A 16,578-nucleotide genomic window follows, 5' to 3' on the forward strand; every position below is an offset into this window, starting at 1 on the left:
GTGTCGTCCACGCCGGATGCGAGCGCGGGCCCACAGTGGACGGTGCGATCCGCGACGCTCGATGGCGGCCGGGCGGTGGAGGTGGAGGGGTCGGTGGCGGACGAAGACCGCACGCGCGCGGATTCGCGGGCCGGGGACGATCCGCCCGACGGACCAGCGAGGCACCGACCGCGCGCCAGCATCACCGGCCACACCCGCAGCGCGCTGCGCCGACTCACCCGCACCCGGAAGCGGCGGCGCTGGGCGGTGGAGGCGCTCGCCGCGCTCGTCTGCCTGGTGGCGCTCGTCTCGTACCTCGGCACACGGTCCGGCCCTGAGTCCGGCGACGATCAGGAGGGCCGCCCGGGCGGCGTGCCCGCCGGGGCCGCCCGCCCCACCGGCTTCCCCGGCGCGGAGGGACGTACCAACGAGGCCGGGCCGGCGACGCCCAACCTCCGTCCCCGGCAGCGCCCGCCCTCGCCCGACCCGACACCGTCGGTCAGCACGCCAACCCCGCCGCCGCCGCCCCCGGCGGCGCCGGTGCTGTCGGTGAGCCGCGCGGAGGTGCCCGCCGAGGTCGACCTCACCGCCGTGGGCACCCGCGACTGGATGCACTGGGGCCTGCACGGCGACAACTCGACGGTCCGTAAGCGCGCCGGCTCCGGAGAGATCATCGACGCGGGTGGCACCGGCACCCGGGTCGGCTGGGACGGCAACCAGGAGGTCGTCAGCTGGCGGGACGGCACGTCGGAGCGCTCGGTGAGCGGCAGCCCGAACGGCGTCTACACCTGCGGCGCCGGCAGCGGGTTCAGCCTCGCCGTCGCCGGCAGCGGCGAACCGCGCGTCGTCCAGCTCTACGCCGGGACCTGGATGGCCCGCGGCCGGCTGGACGCCCGACTGTCCACCGGTGGACCGGTCAGCAGCGTGCGGCTGGAGGACCCCTACACCAGCCAGAGCGCCCAGTTCACCATCCGGTTCCGGCTACCGAAGGGCGCCCGGCTGGTGCTGACCTGGACCGTCGAGAAGGTCTTCACCGAGCACTGCGGCAACGTCGGCCTCCAAGCCGTGGCGGTGCGCTGACCGGCGGCCGTCGCCACGTGTTCGGGCTGCCCACCACCCGTGGCGGCAGTAGCCTGAGCGCGAGGGACCGCCGACCCGTGAGGAGTGCTCATGACATCCAGCGAGCAGGTGGTGGACAGCCCGACGGGCTGGGTCGCCGAGCACATCCAGCGGTACGTCGAGACCGGCGGCGCCGAGGGGCACGAGTGGCGGCCCGGGGTCTACACGCTCCTGCTGACCACCCGCGGCCGACGCAGCGGCAAGCGGCGCCGCACCGCGTTGATCTACGGCCGGGACGGCGACGACTACCTGGTGGTCGGCTCCGAGGGCGGCGCCCCGAAGCACCCGGCCTGGGTCCTCAACCTGCTGGCCGAGCCGCAGGTCGAGGTGCAGGTCGGCCCGGAGACGTTTCCCGCGCGGGCGCGCATCGCGACGCCCGAGGAGAAGCCGCGGATGTGGCCCACGATGGCCGCCATCTGGCCGGCGTACGACGACTACCAGGCCCGGACCGACCGGGAGATCCCGGTGGTGGTGCTGGAACGGCTCTGACCTGGCGTCCGCGGTGCCGCCCCGGACGGCCGGGACAGTTTGTCCGTCGCACGTCGTCGATGGCCACGTAACTTTCTGCTGTCCCCGTTCCACCATCCAGTGTGGAGGCAGCGCAGATGAGCAGCAGTACCGCCCACCGCGTCCGTCCGGCCGCCTCGTCCGGCGCCGGTGAAGCCCCGGGGGAGGTGCTCCGCAACATCCCCCTGCCGCCGTACGTGACGGGCGAGGACACCCAGTTCGCGGTACGGGCGGTGCTGCTGCACGCGCCCCGCCGGTGGTCCGGCGGCATGGTCTGCCGAAACGACGCCAGCCCGCACCCGTGTCGGCTGCACCGCTGAGGCACCCTGGCGCTGCGCGGGCTGCGGGCCGCCGAGATCGCCGCGCTCATCGAGCGGGGTGACCCCACCGCGGTGGTTCCCCCACCGAACCGCCCGGCCTGACCCGGCCGGGGGCGCGGTGCGCCCCCGGCCGTCGGTCAGCAGGTGATCGGCTTGACCCAGGAGCACTCCACGCCCTCCGGGGTTCGTGGCGTCTCCGGCACCGCCGGCGGTGCCACCCGTGCCGTGGCCGCGCCATCCTCGCGGTGGCCGGCCAACGCCACGGCGATCTGGTCCTCCAGCGCCTTGACGGACGTGGTGAGGTAGTTGTTCAGCAGGATGGAGAACGCCAGCAGCCGGCCGTCGGCGCTGGTCACGTAGCCGGACAGCCCGGAGACCCCGGTCAGGCTGCCGGTCTTGGCGTGCACGTTGCCCGCCGCCGCGGTGCCGGCCATCCGGCTGCGCAGCGTGCCGCCGACGAACCGGTCGGGTTGCCCGGCGATCGGCAGCGCCGCGTACCAGGTGGCGAACCAGGGTTCGGCCCGCACGGCGGCCAGCAGGTCGACGAACTCCGTCGCCGGGACCAGGTTGCGCCGCGACAGCCCGGAGCCGTCGCGCTGGCGCAGCGTGCCGGTGTCCATCCCGGTGTCGGCGACGTACTCACTGATCGCGGTCAGCCCGGCCGGCCAGGTGCCTGAGCCGGACAGCACCCGGCCGATCTCCTTGGTCAACACCTCGGCGTGCCCGTTGTTGGAGAGCTTGAGGAACGGCGTCATCAGCTCACCCAGGCTCATCGAGTCGTGCCGGGCCACGGGGTGGGCGGCATCCGGGGTGGGCTGGCCGAGCACGGTTCGACCGAGCACCCGCACGCCGTGCCGGTGCAGGGCCGCCCGGAACACGTCGGCCGCGTAGCCGGTGGGCTCCCAGACCGTCACCCAGTCGCTGGCCGGCTCGTCGCCGACCGCGATCTGCCCGCTCACCACGATGGTGTTGCCGCCGTGCTCGCGTTCGATCGAGATCGAGGTCTCGCCCGTGGCGACCGTCTCGGCGCGGTTGTCGATCCGGACGTAGCCGGTGGGTGGGGTGGTGTTGACCACCGGCGGGGTGCCGGCCCGGTCAGCCGGGGCGGCGTGCACGATCACGGTGCCGGCGTCGTAGTCGGTGTCCGGCGCGACGGTCAGCGCGGAGACCTGGGCGGCGTAGTAGTAGGGCTCGTCGTCCCAGGTCCAGTCGGGGCCGAGCCGGGTCCGGTCGTAACGGGTGTCGTCGGCGATCAGGTTGCCGGTCACCACCCGGACACCGTCGGCCGCGACCTGCGCGGCGAGCGCGTCGTAGTCGGCCGCGAGCATGGTGGGGTCGCCGCCGCCGCGCAGGTAGAGGTTGCCGGAGAGCAACCCGCCGCGACGCTTGCCGGTGGTGCGTACGTCGGTGCCGAAGCGGTGCCCCGCGCCGAGCAGCTCCAGAGCGGCGGTGGAGGTCAGCAGCTTGGTGTTGGAGGCGGGGATCAGCCGCCGGTCCCCGTTGCGGTCGTAGAGGGTCTGTCCCGTGCTGGTGTCGACCACGACCACCGACGCCTGCGCGCCGGTCAGTCGTGGGTCGGCGAGGATCGTGTCGATGGCCGCGCGCAGGTGGGTCGTCGCGGGGGTGGGCGACTCGGCAGTGGCGGGCGCGCCGGCGGTGGCCGCGGTGGCGACCAGCGCGACCAGCGCGAGGACCCGGGGAAAGAGACGGCGATGCATGCGCTGATGCTGCCACGAAGATTTCCGCCGGAGAAGAGCTGAAGCCGAAGGTTATTGCCGTTCATGTTCCGCCTGGACGGCTGCTACCGGGCACCCGGACTCAGGCGGTGTGCCCGCGCACCGGCTTCTCGTGCCCACCCCAGTAATGCCGCTGCGGGCCGATGATCAGTGGTGCCGCCAGTGCGGCGAGCGCCCCTCCGAGCAGCGGGAAGACGATGAACAGCCAGAGCTGCCGCAGCGCCGTTCCACGTTCGAAGAGCGCCGGGCCGAACGAGCGGGCCGGATTGACCGAGGCGCCGTCCAGCGTCACGCCGACCAACTGGGTCACGGCGAGGGCCAGCCCGATGGCCACCCCGGCGACACCGGGGTGCTCGGTGCGACTGGTCACCACCAGGACGACCAGCACGAAGAGGAAGGTCAGCACGATCTCCAGCACGGCCGCGCCGCCCCGGTTGATGTTCGCGCCGTAGCCGTTCGCGCCCAGCGCCCCGGTCTGGTCCACCACGTCGCCCCAGCGGGTCAGCGCCCAGAGCAGGAAGCTGGCCACGGTCGCGCCGGCGAACTGCGCGATCCAGTAGGCCACCGCGCCGAGCATCGAGATCTTGCCGAACAGCAGCGCGCCGAGTGTCACCGCCGGGTTGACGTGGCTGCCGGAGAGCGGGCCGATCGTGTAGACCAGGGCGAGCATGACGAACCCGAAGGCCAGGGCGACAACCACCACCCCGCCCTGGACGCGCGCCGCGATGGCGCTGCCGACCCCGAAGAAGACCAGCAGAAAAGTGCCGAGGAACTCGGCGACCGCGCGACGGGCGTCTTCCATTCACCGAGCGTAGGGACAATTCGGGCGACGGGGTGCTCAACTCATCGTCTGTGACCGGTGTGACGGCCAGGGCGGGCAGAGCGGCGGCACGTTCGGCGTTGTACACCGCGTGGACACCCACTCCGTCGACGTCGTGGTGATCGGGGCCGGCCAGGCCGGCCTGAGCGCCGGCTACCACCTGCGTCGTACCGGCTTGGCCCCGGGCACCGGCTTCGTCATCCTCGACGGTGACGACGGCCCCGGCGGAGCCTGGCAGCACCGCTGGCCGACCCTGCTGTTGGAGCGGGTGCACGGCATTCACGACCTGCCCGGGTGGCCCTTCCCACCCGGCGACCCGCAGCGGCCGGCGGCCGAGCAGGTCAGCGCGTACTTCGCGGGATACGAGCGGGCCTTCGAGCTGCCGGTACGGCGGCCGGTGCGGGTCCGCGCGGTGCAGTCCCGTCCGGACGGTCGGCTGGACGTGCGCACCGACGGCGACCAGTGGACCGCGCGGGCCCTCATCAACGCCACCGGCACCTGGACCCGGCCGTTCTGGCCGCACTACCCGGGCCGGTCCTCCTTCCGCGGCCGGCAGCTGCACACCGCCGACTACCGGGGCCCGGACGAGTTCACCGGCCGCCGGGTGGTGGTGGTCGGCGGCGGCACCTCCGCGGTGCAACTGCTCGCCGAGGTCTCCACCGTCGCGGCCGAGACCACCTGGGTGACCCGCCGACCACCCGAGTTCCGCGACGAGGAGTTCGGCACCGAGCTGGGCCGGGCCGCGGTGGCCCAGGTGGACGAGGCGGTACGGGCCGGGCGTCCGCCGGGCAGCGTGGTGGGCGTGACCGGGTTGCCGGTCACCCCGGAGATACGACGGCTGCGCGAGCGCGGCGTCCTCGACCGGCTACCCGTCTTCGACCGGATCACGCCCGACGGGGTGGCCTGGGCCGACGGGCGGTTCGTGCCGGCCGACGTCATTCTCTGGTGCACCGGCTTCCGTGCCGCGCTCGACCACCTCGCCCCGCTGGGACTGCGCGGGCCGGGCGGCGGTATCACGATGGACGGCACCCGGGTGGTCGCCGACGAGCGGATTCACCTGGTCGGGTACGGCCCGTCGGCCAGCACGATCGGAGCGAACCGGGCCGGCCGCGCCGCGGTCAACGAGATCCGTGCGTTGCTCGCCCCGGCCCACGCACTCGACTGATCCGGCTCTATTTGACGGATCGCCCGGCAGCGGGCACCGTAGGCGATGACGGGGCCCGTCAGCTGCCCCGACGCGATGCGACGGCGACGACCGTTCGCCCCTCCTGTCGCCTCCCACGTGTGCTCGTACGCGGACCGATTGTCCGGTCTGTGCGGTAACCGACCGCGAGCCGAGAATCCACGAGGAGTTCCGCCAATGCTCACCATGACCGACAACGCCGTGCTCGTCATCCGTGACCTCGCCAACCAGCAGGACGTCGCCGAGGACGGCGGGGTGCGTATCGCCGCCGACGCCGAGGCCGGGTCGCTCACCGTGGAACTGGTGCCTGAACCGGCGCAGGGCGACCACGTGGTCGACAACCAGGGTGCCCGGATCTTCCTCGACGAGGACGCCGTCGAACTGCTCGGCGACGCCTCGGTGGACGCCACCGTCGACGACGAGGGCATCATCCAGTTCGGCTTCACCGAAAAGGCGTAGCAGGGGCTCAGCCTGCCCGGCGGCTCTCACCGCCGCGCGACTGCCGCAGCGACCGCCCCCGCTGCGGCGGATCCGGCCGGGCGTGCCACCCCGGGGCCGCGTCGCCGCCCGGATGCAGCAACGCGGTCAGCACATGCGCTAGGTGGTGCGACGTGCTCCAGGCCGCCCAGTTGGCGGCCGAGCCGGCCCCGGCGCCCCGTCGGGCCCGACGCAGCAGCTCGTGATCCCCCCACGAGAAGGCCGCGCCGGTGCGCGGCCAGTGCGGCGCGGAAACCAACGTGCGGCACAGGTCAGCGAACCGGTCGTCGCCCCGCCCGCCCCGCCGCGACCAGCGGTAGACCCACCAACCACCATCGGCCGTGTATCGCACCGTGGGCAACCGGTCACCCGGGTCACCAGTGCCGGGTACGGCCGGGCCGACGCCGTAGTCGCCGTAGCCGACCCCGGCGTCGACGAGCCGCCGCCAGAGCTGCCAGTCCCAGCGGTCCAGCCGGACCGGCTCGTCGGTGGGCAGCCGGGACAGCGTCGGCGGCATCCCGCCGGCCGCCACCGTCACCGACCGCCAGGCGTGCCGACGGGCCCAGTCCAGCAGCCGGCGTACCCGCGGCTCGGCCAGTCGCACGTCCGCCCGGCAGCACACGTCCCCCGCGTCCACCAGCAGGTCGCACTCCTCCGGCGCCAGGCCGGTGAACCGCCAGATCCGCTCGACGGCGGCGGTGCTCTCGTCCGGCCCGGCCCGGTCCTGACCGGCCCGAAGCCGGACCAGCGCCCGCCGGGCGTACGCGCGCGCCGCCGCGCCGTGCGCGGCCAGCCGGCGGTCGCTCTCCGCGAGCCCGATCACCGGGACCAGCGGTACGCCCCAGCGGGCCAGCTCCGTGTCGGGGGCATCGGGCAGGGCGCTGACGTCGACGGCGGGCAGCATCCCGACCGGCAGGCGGCGTACGACGTCCACTGTCGCGCGGTCGACCGCGCCGACCTCCAGGATCGGGGCGAGCATCGGGGCGGCCGCAGGGTCGAGGTGGCTCAGGGCGTCCAGCTCGCCGCGCCGGCTGGCGAGAATGGGGCGGTAGACCGGTTCCGCCGCCCGTCTCCCGTGGGCGGGCACCATACTTCAATGTAGCCAGGCATTCGCATATGTCATAGGCCGTCGAGCCGGAATTCGGCTGCCCGGCTGTCGGCTCGACGACTACGCTCGCCCGATGCTCGCGCCAGCTCACCGCTACCGGTCGGACGACGAGGACAGCGCCCGCTGGGCCGGCTTCCCGTTCCGGGACGGCGACATCGTGATCAGCACCCGATCCAAGAGCGGCACCACCTGGATGCAGATGATCTGTGCGCTGCTCGTGCTGGGTACGCCGGACCTGCCGGCGCCGCTGACCGAGCTGTCACCGTGGCTGGACTGGCTCATCGAGCCGCAGGACGCGGTGTACCGCCGGCTGGCCGCCCAGCCGCACCGGCGGTTCATCAAGACGCACACGCCGCTGGACGGCGTACCGCTCGACCCCCGGGTGCACTACGTGGTGGTGGCCCGGCACCCGCTGGACATGGCGGTCTCCCTGTACCACCAGGGCGGCAATCTGGACCGGATGCGGCTCAGCGAGCTGACCGGCCAACCCGCCCCAACGGGACCGCCGCGAGCACGCGTGCCGGTGGGGCAGTGGCTGTCGAGCTGGGTCGACCGGGAGGCGGATCCGCGCGCCGAGCTGGACTCGCTGCCCGGGGTCCTGATGCACCTGGGCGACGCCTGGGCCCGCCGGCACGAGCCGAACGTCGAGCTGGTGCACTATGACGACCTGCGGGCCGACCTGGGCGGCCAGATGCGCCGGCTCGCCGCCCGGTGGGGCCTGGCGGTGTCTCCCGAGCGCTGGCCCGACCTGGTCGAGGCGGCGACCTTCGGCCGGATGCGGGAGCGCGCCGACCGGCTCGCACCGGACACCCTCGCTGTGCTGCGCGACCGCCGAGCTTTCTTCCGTCATGGCGGCTCGGGGCAGGGGCGCGACCTGTTGGACGCGGCCGCGCTGGCCCGTTACCGGGCGCGAACAGCGGCGCTCGCGCCACCGGACCTGCTCGCCTGGCTGCACCACAAAGGCTGACCCCGAAGGAACGGCACCTTATTAACGCCTCCGGTTGTACAGGGGCACCTTGTTAACACGGAGCGGCCGGCGTGGCACGCCAGCGGGGCGCGCACACGAGCGCACGGCGCCGCTTCGACCGTGGTCGGAACGTCGCCGCGCTCTGGCCGTCTCCCACCACCGCAGCCGTTCGGCGGTACGCCGGCAGGGACCTGGCTCGACCGGCCGCTCGCACCGGTCAGGCATGTCGATCCCCGGCCGGCGTGAATCCAAACCTGCCAACCGTGGGGAATTCCACCATCTGCGAGTCCCGGCGTGACGCGCCGCCGAACGGGGTATGAGCCCGGCATGGAGCATTTCACGATCGCGACCGTCGCCGAGAAGAGCCCGGACTTCCGGCGGGTGCTGTGGACGGGTCAGCACACCCAGTTGGTCATCATGACCATCCCGCCGGGCGGGGAGATCGGCGAGGAGGTGCACGAGGGCATCGACCAGATCCTGACCTTCGTCAGCGGCACCGGCGAGGCCCGGGTCGCCGGCGAGAAGCGGGAGGTCGTCTCGGGCGACCTGGTCGTGGTGCCGGCCGGCACCAGGCACAACTTCGTCAACACCGGACCCAACCCGTTGGTGCTCTACACCGTCTACGGCCCTCCGGAGCACGCCGACCAGGCCGTACACCGGACCAAGGAGGAGGCCGACGCGGCCGAGGAGGCCGGCGAGGACGAGCCACCCACCGCGTGACGCAACCGACGGCGGTCTGATCCGGGCCGATCCGGGTACCCGCGGCGGGTGGAGCAGCAGCCGGCGATCTCCGACTACGGATTCCTGTCCGACTCCCGCTCCGGTGCCCTGGTCGGCAAGGACGGTTCGATCGACTGGTGGTGTCCGCACCGATTCGACGGCGCCTCCGTGTTCGGGCGCCTGCTCGACCCGCACGCCGGACACTTCCGGTTGGCGCCGGTGGGCGTGGGCGGTCAGGGGCACCGGGTGGAGCGCGCGTACCAGCCCGACACCCTGGTGTTACGCACGGTGCACCACACCCCGCAGGGCAGCGTGGCAGTCACCGACGCGCTCGCCGCCGAGTTCGGCGCCCGCGCGCACGAACTCGGCATCAACTCACCCGCCGTGCTGATCCGGGTGGTCGAGGGGCTGTCGGGCCGGGTCCGCATGGCGCTGGACTTCGCACCCCGCCCGGAGTACGGCCTGCTCACCCCGTACCTGCACGAGCAGCCCGACGGCGCGATCGCGGCCGCCGCGGGCCCGGTGACACTGTTGCTGCGCTCTGCCGAGCTCCCGCTGCGGGCCGGCCGGGACCGGGTGACCCACGAGTTCGAGGTCTCCGCCGGCCAGGTGATCGGGGTGGACGTGGCGTACGCCGCGACGTACGGCGCCCCGCCGGTCCGGCTGGACCCGGTGGCCGCGCTCGCCGACACGGTACTTGCGTGGGAGGCGTACCGGGAGCCGCACCAGTACCCGGGCCGGTACCCCGCGCAGGTCCGGCACAGCGCGACCGTGCTGACCGGTCTCACGTACGCCCGCAGCGGCGCGATCACCGCCGCGCTGACCACGTCCCTGCCGGAGCGGATCGGCGGCGACCGCAACTACGACTACCGCTTCTCCTGGCTGCGCGACTTCTCGATGACCATGCGCGCGCTCTGGGTGGCGGCCTGTCCCCACGAGGCGTCTCGGCTGTTCGCCTGGGTGTCCCGATCGATCGGCCGCATCGGCGATGAGCCGGTGCCGGTGCTGTTCGGGCTGGAGGGGGAGCGGGACCTCACCGAGCACGACTGCGCGCAGCTGCGCGGCTATGCCGGCAGCGGGCCGGTCCGGATCGGCAACGACGCGTGGCAGCAGCGGCAGCTGGACGTGCCGGGGGAGGTGTTGTCGGCGGTCTGGCGGCTGCGCGACTACCTGGGCGGGACGTTCGACGGGGAGCTGCGCGAGATGGTGCTCGGGCTGACCGAACAGGTGGCGACCACCTGGCACCTGCCCGACCAGGGCATGTGGGAGGCCCGCGGCCCGGAGAAGCACTACCTCTCCTCCAAGGTGCTCTGCTGGCTGACCATGGACCGGGCGGTGCGGCTCGCCGACCGGCTCGGCGAGCGGGCCGACCCGGATCGCTGGGCCAGGATCCGCGACGAGATCCGCGATGAGGTGCTCCGGCGGGGCTGGAACGAGCGGATGGGCTCGTTCACCGGCGCGTTCGGCTCGGCCGAGCTGGACGCCTCGGCGCTCTTCCTGCCGGTGGTGCACTTCCTGCCGGCCTCCGATCCGCGGATGCGCTCCACCATCAAGGTGGTGGAGCGGGAGTTGGGCACCGACGACGGGTTGGTCCGGCGCTGGTCGACCGACCCGGCCGGTTTCGTGCTCTGCTCGTTCTGGTTGGTGGAGTGCCTGGTGCTGGCGGGTGAGCGGCGCCGCGCCAAGGAGCTGTTCGAGCGGGTGATCGGGCAGGCCAACGACGTGGGCCTGTTCAGCGAGCAGATCGACCTGACCACCGGGGTGCAGCTCGGCAACACTCCGCAGGCGCTGTCGCACATCGGCCTGATCAACGCGGCCTGGCGGCTGACCGAGCCGTACAGCTTCTGAACCGGTCGCCCGCCAGAAGGTGGATGCGACGATCTCGGCCAGCGACAAGGTCTTCCAGCACAACGGCTCCGGCACCGTGCACATCAAGAACTTCCGGGTGGAGAACGCCGGCAAGCTCTACCGGGCCTGCGGCAACTGCTCCACCTCGTACCAGCGACACGTGGTGATCGACAACGTGGTCGTTCGGGACACCGACGCGATCGCCGGCATCAACACCAACTGGGGCGACACCGCCCGGTTCAGCCGGATCACCATCGTCGGCGACCCCGACCGGCACACCTCGATCTGCGTCAAGTACCGCGGCGTGCCCAAGGGCAGCGAGCCGGTCGAGATCCGGGAGGGCGCCGACGGCGTCAACTGCCTCTACGCACCGTCCGACATCACCTACCAGTAGGCCGACACAGCGGCACCCCGCGGACCGCCCGGTCCGCGGGGCACCCGCCAGCTCAGGCCAGCACGGGTACGCCGGAGACGTCCACGGTCTCCGGATACTTCAGCCCCGCGCCGGTGTTGAGCACCACCACCCGCTCACCGGCCCGGATCCAACCGCCGGCGCGCAACTGCCGCGCAGCGGTCAGGCAAGCGGCCCCCTCCGGGCAGAGCAGCAGCCCCTCCCGGGCGGCGAAGTCCCGCAGATCGGCCAGGATGTCCGCGTCGTCGACGGCGACGGCGGTGCCGGCGGAGGCCCGCAGCGCGGCCAGGATCAACTCGTCGCCCAGCGGCGCCGGCACGGTGATGCCGAAGGCCACGGTGTGGGCGTCGGCCCACGGCTGGGCCCGCTCCTCGCCGGCGGCGAAGGCCCGCACGATCGGCGCGCAGCCGGTCGACTGCACCGCCACCAACCGGGGCAGCTTGTCGCCGATCCAACCCAGGTCGCGCAGCTCGTGCAGTGCCTTGTGGATGCCGATCAGCCCGACACCGCCGCCCGTCGGGTAGATGATCACATCGGGCGCCTGCCAGCCGAGCTGCTCGACGATCTCGTACCCCATCGTCTTCTTGCCCTCGAGCCGGTAGGGCTCGCGAAGCGTGCCGGCGTCGAAGATCGCCCCGGCGGACTCCGCGATCAGCTCGGCCACCCGCCGGCCCGCGTCGCTGATCAGCCCGTCGATCAGGCGCAGGTCGGCGCCGGCTGCGACGCACTCACGCCGGCAGATGGTCGGCGCCGCCAACGGCATGACGATGGTGGCCGCCATCCCGGCCCGCGCCGCGTACGTCGCCCAGGCCGATCCGGCGTTGCCGTTGGTGGGCATCGCGATCCGCTCCACGCCCAGCTCGCGGGCCCGGCTCACGCCCACCGCGGCGCCGCGCGCCTTGAACGAGCCGGTCGGGATCAGCCCCTCGTCCTTGACCATCAGGTCCTCGATGCCGATCTCGGCGCCGTACGTCGGCACGCGCAGCAGTGGCGTCCAGCCCTCGCCGAGCGTGGTGACGTGTCGGGGGTCGGCGACCGGCAGCAGCTCCCGGTAGCGCCACAGGTCGGCCGGGCGCAGCGGGAAGTGCTCCGGAGTGACCGCCTTGGCCACCGCCGGCAGGTCGTAGCGGGCCAGCAGCGGGGAGCCGCAGTCGCAGAGGTTGTGCAACTGGTCGGCGGCGTGCTCCCGGCCGCAGCGCGGGCAGTCCAGGTGGGTCAGGTACACGTCGCTCCTCGCCGTCAGACCGCATCGATGCTGAGCCAGCGCCGGCTGCGCCCGCCCGGCTCGTACACCGAGTCCAGCCGCTTGGCGATCACGCCGGGCAGGCCCTGCTCCCGCCCGGTGCGCAGCGCCTCGTCCCCGGCGCCGGGGAACCACGGCGGAGTCTGCCAGTGCGTACCGGTCAGCGCCAGCCCGTCGAGCAGCTCCCGGCGTTGCGCGTACGGCACGTCCACGCTACTCACGCCCTCGAGCCAGAGCAGGTCGACGAGCAGGTACTGGGCACCGGCCGGGACCCGGCCGCCGCTGCTCGGGCGTGCCGGGCGAACCCGGCCGGCACCGTCGATGCGGACCAGCACACCGTCCAGCACCGCCTCGGTCGGTGCCAGCGTCTCGGCGAGCGCGCGCAGCCACGGGTATCCGCCGGTGATCTCCTCGTCGGTCTCCGAGAGCAGCCGCAGCCGCCCGCCGGAGACGTACGCCATCGCCCGGACCCCGTCCCAGCGCAGCTCATAGCCCCACTCGGCGCGGTCCCGAGGGAGCCCCACAGCGGGCGTGGCGTGCATCGGGCGGACCAGCTCGGGCATCGGCGTCCAGCCGGGTGGGGCCGGGTCGGTACGCCGGACCATCCAGTCCCGGCCGCCGGTGGCGAACAGCACGTACCGCCCGGTGGTCCGCTCGCCGGCGAGGGTCACGATCACCTCGTCGTCGCGCCACTTCTCCGCGCGGTAGGTGCCCCGGTCGTGGACGACCATCCGGCCGCCGCCGTACTCGCCGGCGGGGATCTCACCGTGGAAGTCGAGGTACTCCATGGGGTGGTCCTCGGTGTGCACCGCGAGGTGGTTGCGGCCGGGATCGCGGGGCAGGCCGCGCGGCACCGCCCAGGACGCCAGCACCCCCTCATGCTCCAGGCGCAGGTCCCAGTGCAGGCTGCGGGCGTGGTGCTGCTGGATGACGAAGCGGGCGGCGCCGTCGCCGGGGCCGGCCGCCGTCGGGCTCCGGGCCGGCACCGGCTCGGGTGTGCGGGCCGCGTCCCGCCGACGCCGGTACTCCTCCAGCCGGTCCGTCACACCCGCATTCTCCGGTAAACCGGACCGTCGCGCTGGACACCGGAGTGTCCGGTTCGCTCGACGGCCGGGTGCGGGGCGGAGTAGAACGGTCCATATGGACAACACGGACCAGCCCACCGTCCTGCTCCCCGGTGACGTGCGGATGCCCCTGCTCGGTTTCGGCACCTGGAAGGCCACCGGCCAGGCCGGTTACGACGCGGTGCTGGCCGCGCTCGACACCGGCTACCGGCACCTCGACACCGCCACCCTGTACGGCAACGAGCGCGAGGTCGGCCGGGCGGTGAAGGAGAGTGGGCTGCGCCGCGAGGACCTCTTCATCACCACCAAGGTCCCGCCGGACCGGGTGGGTCGGGAGCGGGAGACGCTGGAGGCCAGTCTGGAGGCGCTCGGCATCGACCAGGTGGATCTCTGGTTGATCCACTGGCCGCCGTCCGCCATCGACAGCATCCCAATGTGGCGGGAGCTGCTGGCCGCCCGGGACGAGAACCTGACCCGGGCGGTGGGGGTCAGCAACTACAGCACGGCACAGATCGACGAGCTGATCCAGTCGACCGAGGAGAATCCGGCGGTCAACCAGATCCGGTGGGGCCCGATGTTGTACGACCGGCAGCGGCACGCCGAGCACCGGGACCGGGGCGTGGTGCTGGAGGGGTACAGCCCGTTCAAGACCACCGACCTGAGCAACCCGGTCCTCACCGGGATCGCCGGCGCGCACGGCGTTTCGCCGGCGCAGGTGGTGCTCCGCTGGCACATCGACCACGAGATCGTGGTGATCCCGAAGTCGGTGACCCCGGAGCGGATCACCGCCAACTTCGACGTCTTCCACTTCTCGCTGACGGCGGAGGAGATGCGCGAGATCGACGCGCTCGGCAGCATCTGATACGGCGAATTCCTTCAGAGCGCGGCTTGGTGATGAAGGGCATCGACATCGACGCTCGTGACGGTATAGCGTGCCCGTCATCACGTTCGTCGATGCGTTCGAACCCGCCGTCGCTGGAGGATCGCCATGGCCCGGTCACCATCCATCCGTCTGCGCCGCCGAGGGATGCTCGCCATCCCCGCCCTGGTGGCCGCCGCGCTGACCACCGTCGTCCGGCCCACCCCGGCGAGCGCCGCGCCGAAGCCCGAGTGCCTGGCCGACCTGCTCGGCGGCTCCTGATGGCCACCATCCCCTGGCTGGTGGACGTGCTGCGCGCCGCCGCGGTCCAGGTCGTCGTCGAGGGAGACTGGCTCAACCGGATGCGGCCCGGCTCCTTCGACCCGATCGGGGTGCTCTGGCACCACACTGCCTCGACCTCGAGCGCCAGCAACCCGCACCCCGCGCTCGGGATCTGCATCAACGGCCGGCCCGACCTGGCCGGCCCGCTCTGCCAGGCGCTGGTCGACTACAACGGGGTGTTCCACGTCATCTCGGCCGGACGGTGCAACCACGCCGGAGTCAGCGGCGGCAGCGGGCCGATCCCGACGGGAGACGGCAACACGCTGATGATCGGGTGGGAGATCGACTACAACGGCGTCAACCAGGAGATGACCGCCGCGCAGTACAACGCGTCGATCGCCGCCACCGCCGCCGTGCTCACCCGGCTGGGCAGGGACAGCAGCTACGCCCGGGGGCACCGGGAGACCAGCACCACCGGCAAGATCGACCCGTCCTTCATCGACCTGAACGTGATGCGGGCCGACGTCGCCGCGAAGATGGCCGGCGGCGGCACCGCATGGTCCTCCACTGTGGACAACACCACCGCCGGCCGGTTCACCGCCAGCGCCAACTGGGGCGTGTCGTCGTACTCCGGCCAGCGGTACGGCGCCGACTACCGGTACGCGGACCCGGTCGCGGCCAGCGACGTCGCGTGGTACCGGTTCGCCGTACCGGCCACCGCCAGCTACCGGGTCGAGGCCTGGTGGCCAGCGAACTCCGGCTACAACAGCGCCGCGCCGTACATCATCGCGACCACCACCGGCAACCAGACGGTCCGCGTCGACCAACGGATCACCGGCGGGCAGTGGCGGGTCCTCGGCACGTTCACGCTGCCGGCCGGGGACGCCAACCGGGTGGGCGTGAGCCGGTGGAGCAACGCCACCGGCCTGATCATCGCCGACGCCGTCCGGCTCACCCGGGTCTGACGAGGGCGGTAGCGACCGGGCCGCCGACTCGTCCGGTGGGGCGCGCTCGTCACGAGCGCGCCCCACCGGACGTCGTGCTCAGGTACGGGAGCAGGCAGCCCCCGTTGAGCGAGAAACTGGTCGGCGACGAGTAGGCCCCGCTCAACGTCCCCTGGTAGCCGAAGCTGGCCGTGCCTCCCGGCGCGAGCGTGCCGTTCCAGTTCAAGTTCCGCGCGGTCACCGTGGACCCGCTCTGGCTCACCGTGGCGTTCCACGGCTGGTGACCTGCTGTCCGCTGGGCAGGCCGTGCCGAACAGCACGGCGCCGGCAGTCACCAGCACGGACACGGCGAGACGGAGTCGTACGGGAAGGGTCACAGGCATCTCCTTCGACGGTGGGCGGAGTGGACTGACCCACTGAGCCGAGGGTGGTGGGAGGAGCCTGGGACAGAGCCGGAGCCGAGGGTGGGGCTGGTGTTCTTCCTACGCCCGACAAGAGATCGCGGCAAGGGCGGACCGTAGCCGTCCCGGCTCGACCACGGCCCGGTGATGAAACATCGGCCGTCGACCGGGTTGCGGGGCGAAAGCGCGCCCGACCGAGCACTGCGGCGACGCCACGCGGGGGGTCGACGCCTGGCGCCGACGTCCACGGTCCGGCGCCGCCGCGGGGTTTGGTCAGCGGCAGGCCACGCGGGCCGCTGACTCGCCGGTCGAGCGGGGGCGCGATGCGCCCGCCAGGCGCGCCACCCGTTGCGGCCCGCCTGGCCACACGACGCCCAGCTGCTACGCGCCCAGCTCGGCGCGGACCCGCTCCGTGACGACCGACCCCGGTGCGGCGTACGCCCGGATCCGGGGGAGGCCGACGCCGCTCGCCGCACTGCTATTCCCAGCCCCTGTGGCCGGGGCTGGGCTGATCCTCGTTACCAAGGCAGTCTTCCGCGCTGGCTTGCGACGTTGCCAGGCCGCCGGCTTATGCCGGCGGCCTGGGGCG

At 72.9% G+C, this 16,578-nt stretch carries 18 protein-coding genes; 12 read left to right on the forward strand and 6 right to left on the reverse strand.

Annotated features, from left to right (window positions below):
• Positions 1–93: 93 nt before the first annotated feature.
• The 3 genes from BUS84_RS29020 (at position 94) to BUS84_RS29030 (ending at position 1,925) form a co-directional block, all read left to right on the forward strand.
• Positions 94–1,059 (forward strand): hypothetical protein, encoded by a 966-nt coding sequence (locus tag BUS84_RS29020; RefSeq protein ID WP_208869754.1) that lies wholly within the window; start codon positions 94–96, stop codon positions 1,057–1,059.
• Between the two features lie 90 nt (positions 1,060–1,149).
• Positions 1,150–1,587 carry a nitroreductase family deazaflavin-dependent oxidoreductase gene (locus BUS84_RS29025; protein ID WP_074317325.1) on the forward strand — a complete coding sequence of 146 codons (438 nt, stop codon included), beginning with the start codon at positions 1,150–1,152 and terminating at the stop codon, positions 1,585–1,587.
• Positions 1,588–1,703: 116 nt separating this feature from the next.
• Positions 1,704–1,925 carry a hypothetical protein gene (locus BUS84_RS29030; protein ID WP_244298762.1) on the forward strand — a complete coding sequence of 74 codons (222 nt, stop codon included), beginning with the start codon at positions 1,704–1,706 and terminating at the stop codon, positions 1,923–1,925.
• A gap of 137 nt (positions 1,926–2,062) precedes the next feature.
• On the opposite strand, the gene dacB is transcribed toward BUS84_RS29030, so the two are convergent.
• On the reverse strand, positions 2,063–3,643 hold the full coding sequence (gene dacB, locus BUS84_RS29035; RefSeq protein WP_074317327.1) for a D-alanyl-D-alanine carboxypeptidase/D-alanyl-D-alanine endopeptidase: 1,581 nt from the start codon (positions 3,641–3,643) through the stop codon (positions 2,063–2,065).
• Positions 3,644–3,743: 100 nt separating this feature from the next.
• Positions 3,744–4,463 carry an MIP/aquaporin family protein gene (locus BUS84_RS29040; protein ID WP_074317329.1) on the reverse strand — a complete coding sequence of 240 codons (720 nt, stop codon included), beginning with the start codon at positions 4,461–4,463 and terminating at the stop codon, positions 3,744–3,746.
• A 109-nt stretch (positions 4,464–4,572) separates the two neighbouring features.
• On the opposite strand from BUS84_RS29040, the gene BUS84_RS29045 reads away from it, so the two are divergent.
• Both BUS84_RS29045 and BUS84_RS29050 read left to right on the forward strand, forming a co-directional pair.
• Positions 4,573–5,646: an NAD(P)-binding domain-containing protein gene (locus BUS84_RS29045; RefSeq protein WP_074317331.1), complete on the forward strand. Its 1,074-nt coding sequence runs from the start codon at positions 4,573–4,575 to the stop codon at positions 5,644–5,646.
• 195 nt (positions 5,647–5,841) lie between these two features.
• Entirely contained in the window at positions 5,842–6,123 is a 282-nt protein-coding gene (locus BUS84_RS29050) for an adhesin (protein WP_074317333.1), read from the forward strand.
• 7 nt (positions 6,124–6,130) lie between these two features.
• Here the strand turns inward: BUS84_RS29050 and BUS84_RS29055 are convergent, their stop codons facing one another.
• Positions 6,131–7,231 carry a beta family protein gene (locus BUS84_RS29055; protein WP_074317335.1) on the reverse strand — a complete coding sequence of 367 codons (1,101 nt, stop codon included), beginning with the start codon at positions 7,229–7,231 and terminating at the stop codon, positions 6,131–6,133.
• 91 nt (positions 7,232–7,322) lie between these two features.
• On the opposite strand from BUS84_RS29055, the gene BUS84_RS29060 reads away from it, so the two are divergent.
• The 4 genes from BUS84_RS29060 (at position 7,323) to BUS84_RS29075 (ending at position 11,178) form a co-directional block, all read left to right on the forward strand.
• Positions 7,323–8,216, forward strand: coding sequence for a sulfotransferase domain-containing protein (locus BUS84_RS29060; protein WP_074317337.1), 894 nt, complete (start codon positions 7,323–7,325; stop codon positions 8,214–8,216).
• Positions 8,217–8,543: 327 nt separating this feature from the next.
• Positions 8,544–8,936: a cupin domain-containing protein gene (locus BUS84_RS29065; protein ID WP_074317339.1), complete on the forward strand. Its 393-nt coding sequence runs from the start codon at positions 8,544–8,546 to the stop codon at positions 8,934–8,936.
• A 48-nt stretch (positions 8,937–8,984) separates the two neighbouring features.
• A complete protein-coding gene (locus tag BUS84_RS29070; RefSeq protein ID WP_074317341.1) occupies positions 8,985–10,784 on the forward strand; it encodes a glycoside hydrolase family 15 protein in 1,800 nt (599 codons plus the stop codon).
• A gap of 19 nt (positions 10,785–10,803) precedes the next feature.
• On the forward strand, positions 10,804–11,178 hold the full coding sequence (locus BUS84_RS29075; RefSeq protein ID WP_244298764.1) for a pectate lyase: 375 nt from the start codon (positions 10,804–10,806) through the stop codon (positions 11,176–11,178).
• Between the two features lie 52 nt (positions 11,179–11,230).
• Here BUS84_RS29075 and BUS84_RS29080 read toward each other — a convergent pair whose 3' ends face one another.
• Together BUS84_RS29080 and BUS84_RS29085 are read right to left on the reverse strand one after the other, a co-directional pair.
• A complete protein-coding gene (locus tag BUS84_RS29080; protein ID WP_074317343.1) occupies positions 11,231–12,421 on the reverse strand; it encodes a threonine synthase in 1,191 nt (396 codons plus the stop codon).
• Between the two features lie 14 nt (positions 12,422–12,435).
• On the reverse strand, positions 12,436–13,485 hold the full coding sequence (locus BUS84_RS29085; protein ID WP_074317345.1) for a DNA polymerase ligase N-terminal domain-containing protein: 1,050 nt from the start codon (positions 13,483–13,485) through the stop codon (positions 12,436–12,438).
• Between the two features lie 94 nt (positions 13,486–13,579).
• On the opposite strand from BUS84_RS29085, the gene BUS84_RS29090 reads away from it, so the two are divergent.
• The 3 genes from BUS84_RS29090 (at position 13,580) to BUS84_RS29095 (ending at position 15,609) form a co-directional block, all read left to right on the forward strand.
• Positions 13,580–14,365, forward strand: coding sequence for an aldo/keto reductase (locus BUS84_RS29090; RefSeq protein WP_074317347.1), 786 nt, complete (start codon positions 13,580–13,582; stop codon positions 14,363–14,365).
• Positions 14,366–14,491: 126 nt separating this feature from the next.
• Positions 14,492–14,644, forward strand: a complete 153-nt coding sequence (locus tag BUS84_RS38740) for a hypothetical protein (RefSeq protein ID WP_167627085.1) — start codon at positions 14,492–14,494, stop codon at positions 14,642–14,644.
• Positions 14,644–15,609, forward strand: a complete 966-nt coding sequence (locus BUS84_RS29095; RefSeq protein ID WP_074317349.1) for a golvesin C-terminal-like domain-containing protein — start codon at positions 14,644–14,646, stop codon at positions 15,607–15,609. Before BUS84_RS38740 ends, BUS84_RS29095 begins: the two co-directional genes overlap by 1 nt.
• A gap of 49 nt (positions 15,610–15,658) precedes the next feature.
• Here the strand turns inward: BUS84_RS29095 and BUS84_RS29100 are convergent, their stop codons facing one another.
• On the reverse strand, positions 15,659–15,814 hold the full coding sequence (locus BUS84_RS29100; RefSeq protein ID WP_342199599.1) for a cellulose binding domain-containing protein: 156 nt from the start codon (positions 15,812–15,814) through the stop codon (positions 15,659–15,661).
• Between the last annotated feature and the right edge of the window lie 764 nt (positions 15,815–16,578).

This window comes from Micromonospora cremea (assembly GCF_900143515.1).
GTDB lineage: Bacteria > Actinomycetota > Actinomycetes > Mycobacteriales > Micromonosporaceae > Micromonospora > Micromonospora cremea.

Excerpts from the sequence above, each read along its gene's own strand:
- BUS84_RS29025 (WP_074317325.1), top strand. The coding sequence starts at position 1,150 with ATGACATCCAGCGAGCAGGTGGTGGACAGCCCGACGGGCTGGGTCGCC.
- BUS84_RS29030 (WP_244298762.1), top strand. The coding sequence starts at position 1,704 with ATGAGCAGCAGTACCGCCCACCGCGTCCGTCCGGCCGCCTCGTCCGGC.
- dacB (WP_074317327.1), bottom strand. The coding sequence starts at position 3,643 with ATGCATCGCCGTCTCTTTCCCCGGGTCCTCGCGCTGGTCGCGCTGGTC.
- BUS84_RS29040 (WP_074317329.1), bottom strand. The coding sequence starts at position 4,463 with ATGGAAGACGCCCGTCGCGCGGTCGCCGAGTTCCTCGGCACTTTTCTG.
- BUS84_RS29050 (WP_074317333.1), top strand. The coding sequence starts at position 5,842 with ATGCTCACCATGACCGACAACGCCGTGCTCGTCATCCGTGACCTCGCC.
- BUS84_RS29055 (WP_074317335.1), bottom strand. The coding sequence starts at position 7,231 with ATGGTGCCCGCCCACGGGAGACGGGCGGCGGAACCGGTCTACCGCCCC.
- BUS84_RS29060 (WP_074317337.1), top strand. The coding sequence starts at position 7,323 with ATGCTCGCGCCAGCTCACCGCTACCGGTCGGACGACGAGGACAGCGCC.
- BUS84_RS29065 (WP_074317339.1), top strand. The coding sequence starts at position 8,544 with ATGGAGCATTTCACGATCGCGACCGTCGCCGAGAAGAGCCCGGACTTC.
- BUS84_RS29090 (WP_074317347.1), top strand. The coding sequence starts at position 13,580 with ATGGACAACACGGACCAGCCCACCGTCCTGCTCCCCGGTGACGTGCGG.
- BUS84_RS38740 (WP_167627085.1), top strand. The coding sequence starts at position 14,492 with ATGGCCCGGTCACCATCCATCCGTCTGCGCCGCCGAGGGATGCTCGCC.
- BUS84_RS29095 (WP_074317349.1), top strand. The coding sequence starts at position 14,644 with ATGGCCACCATCCCCTGGCTGGTGGACGTGCTGCGCGCCGCCGCGGTC.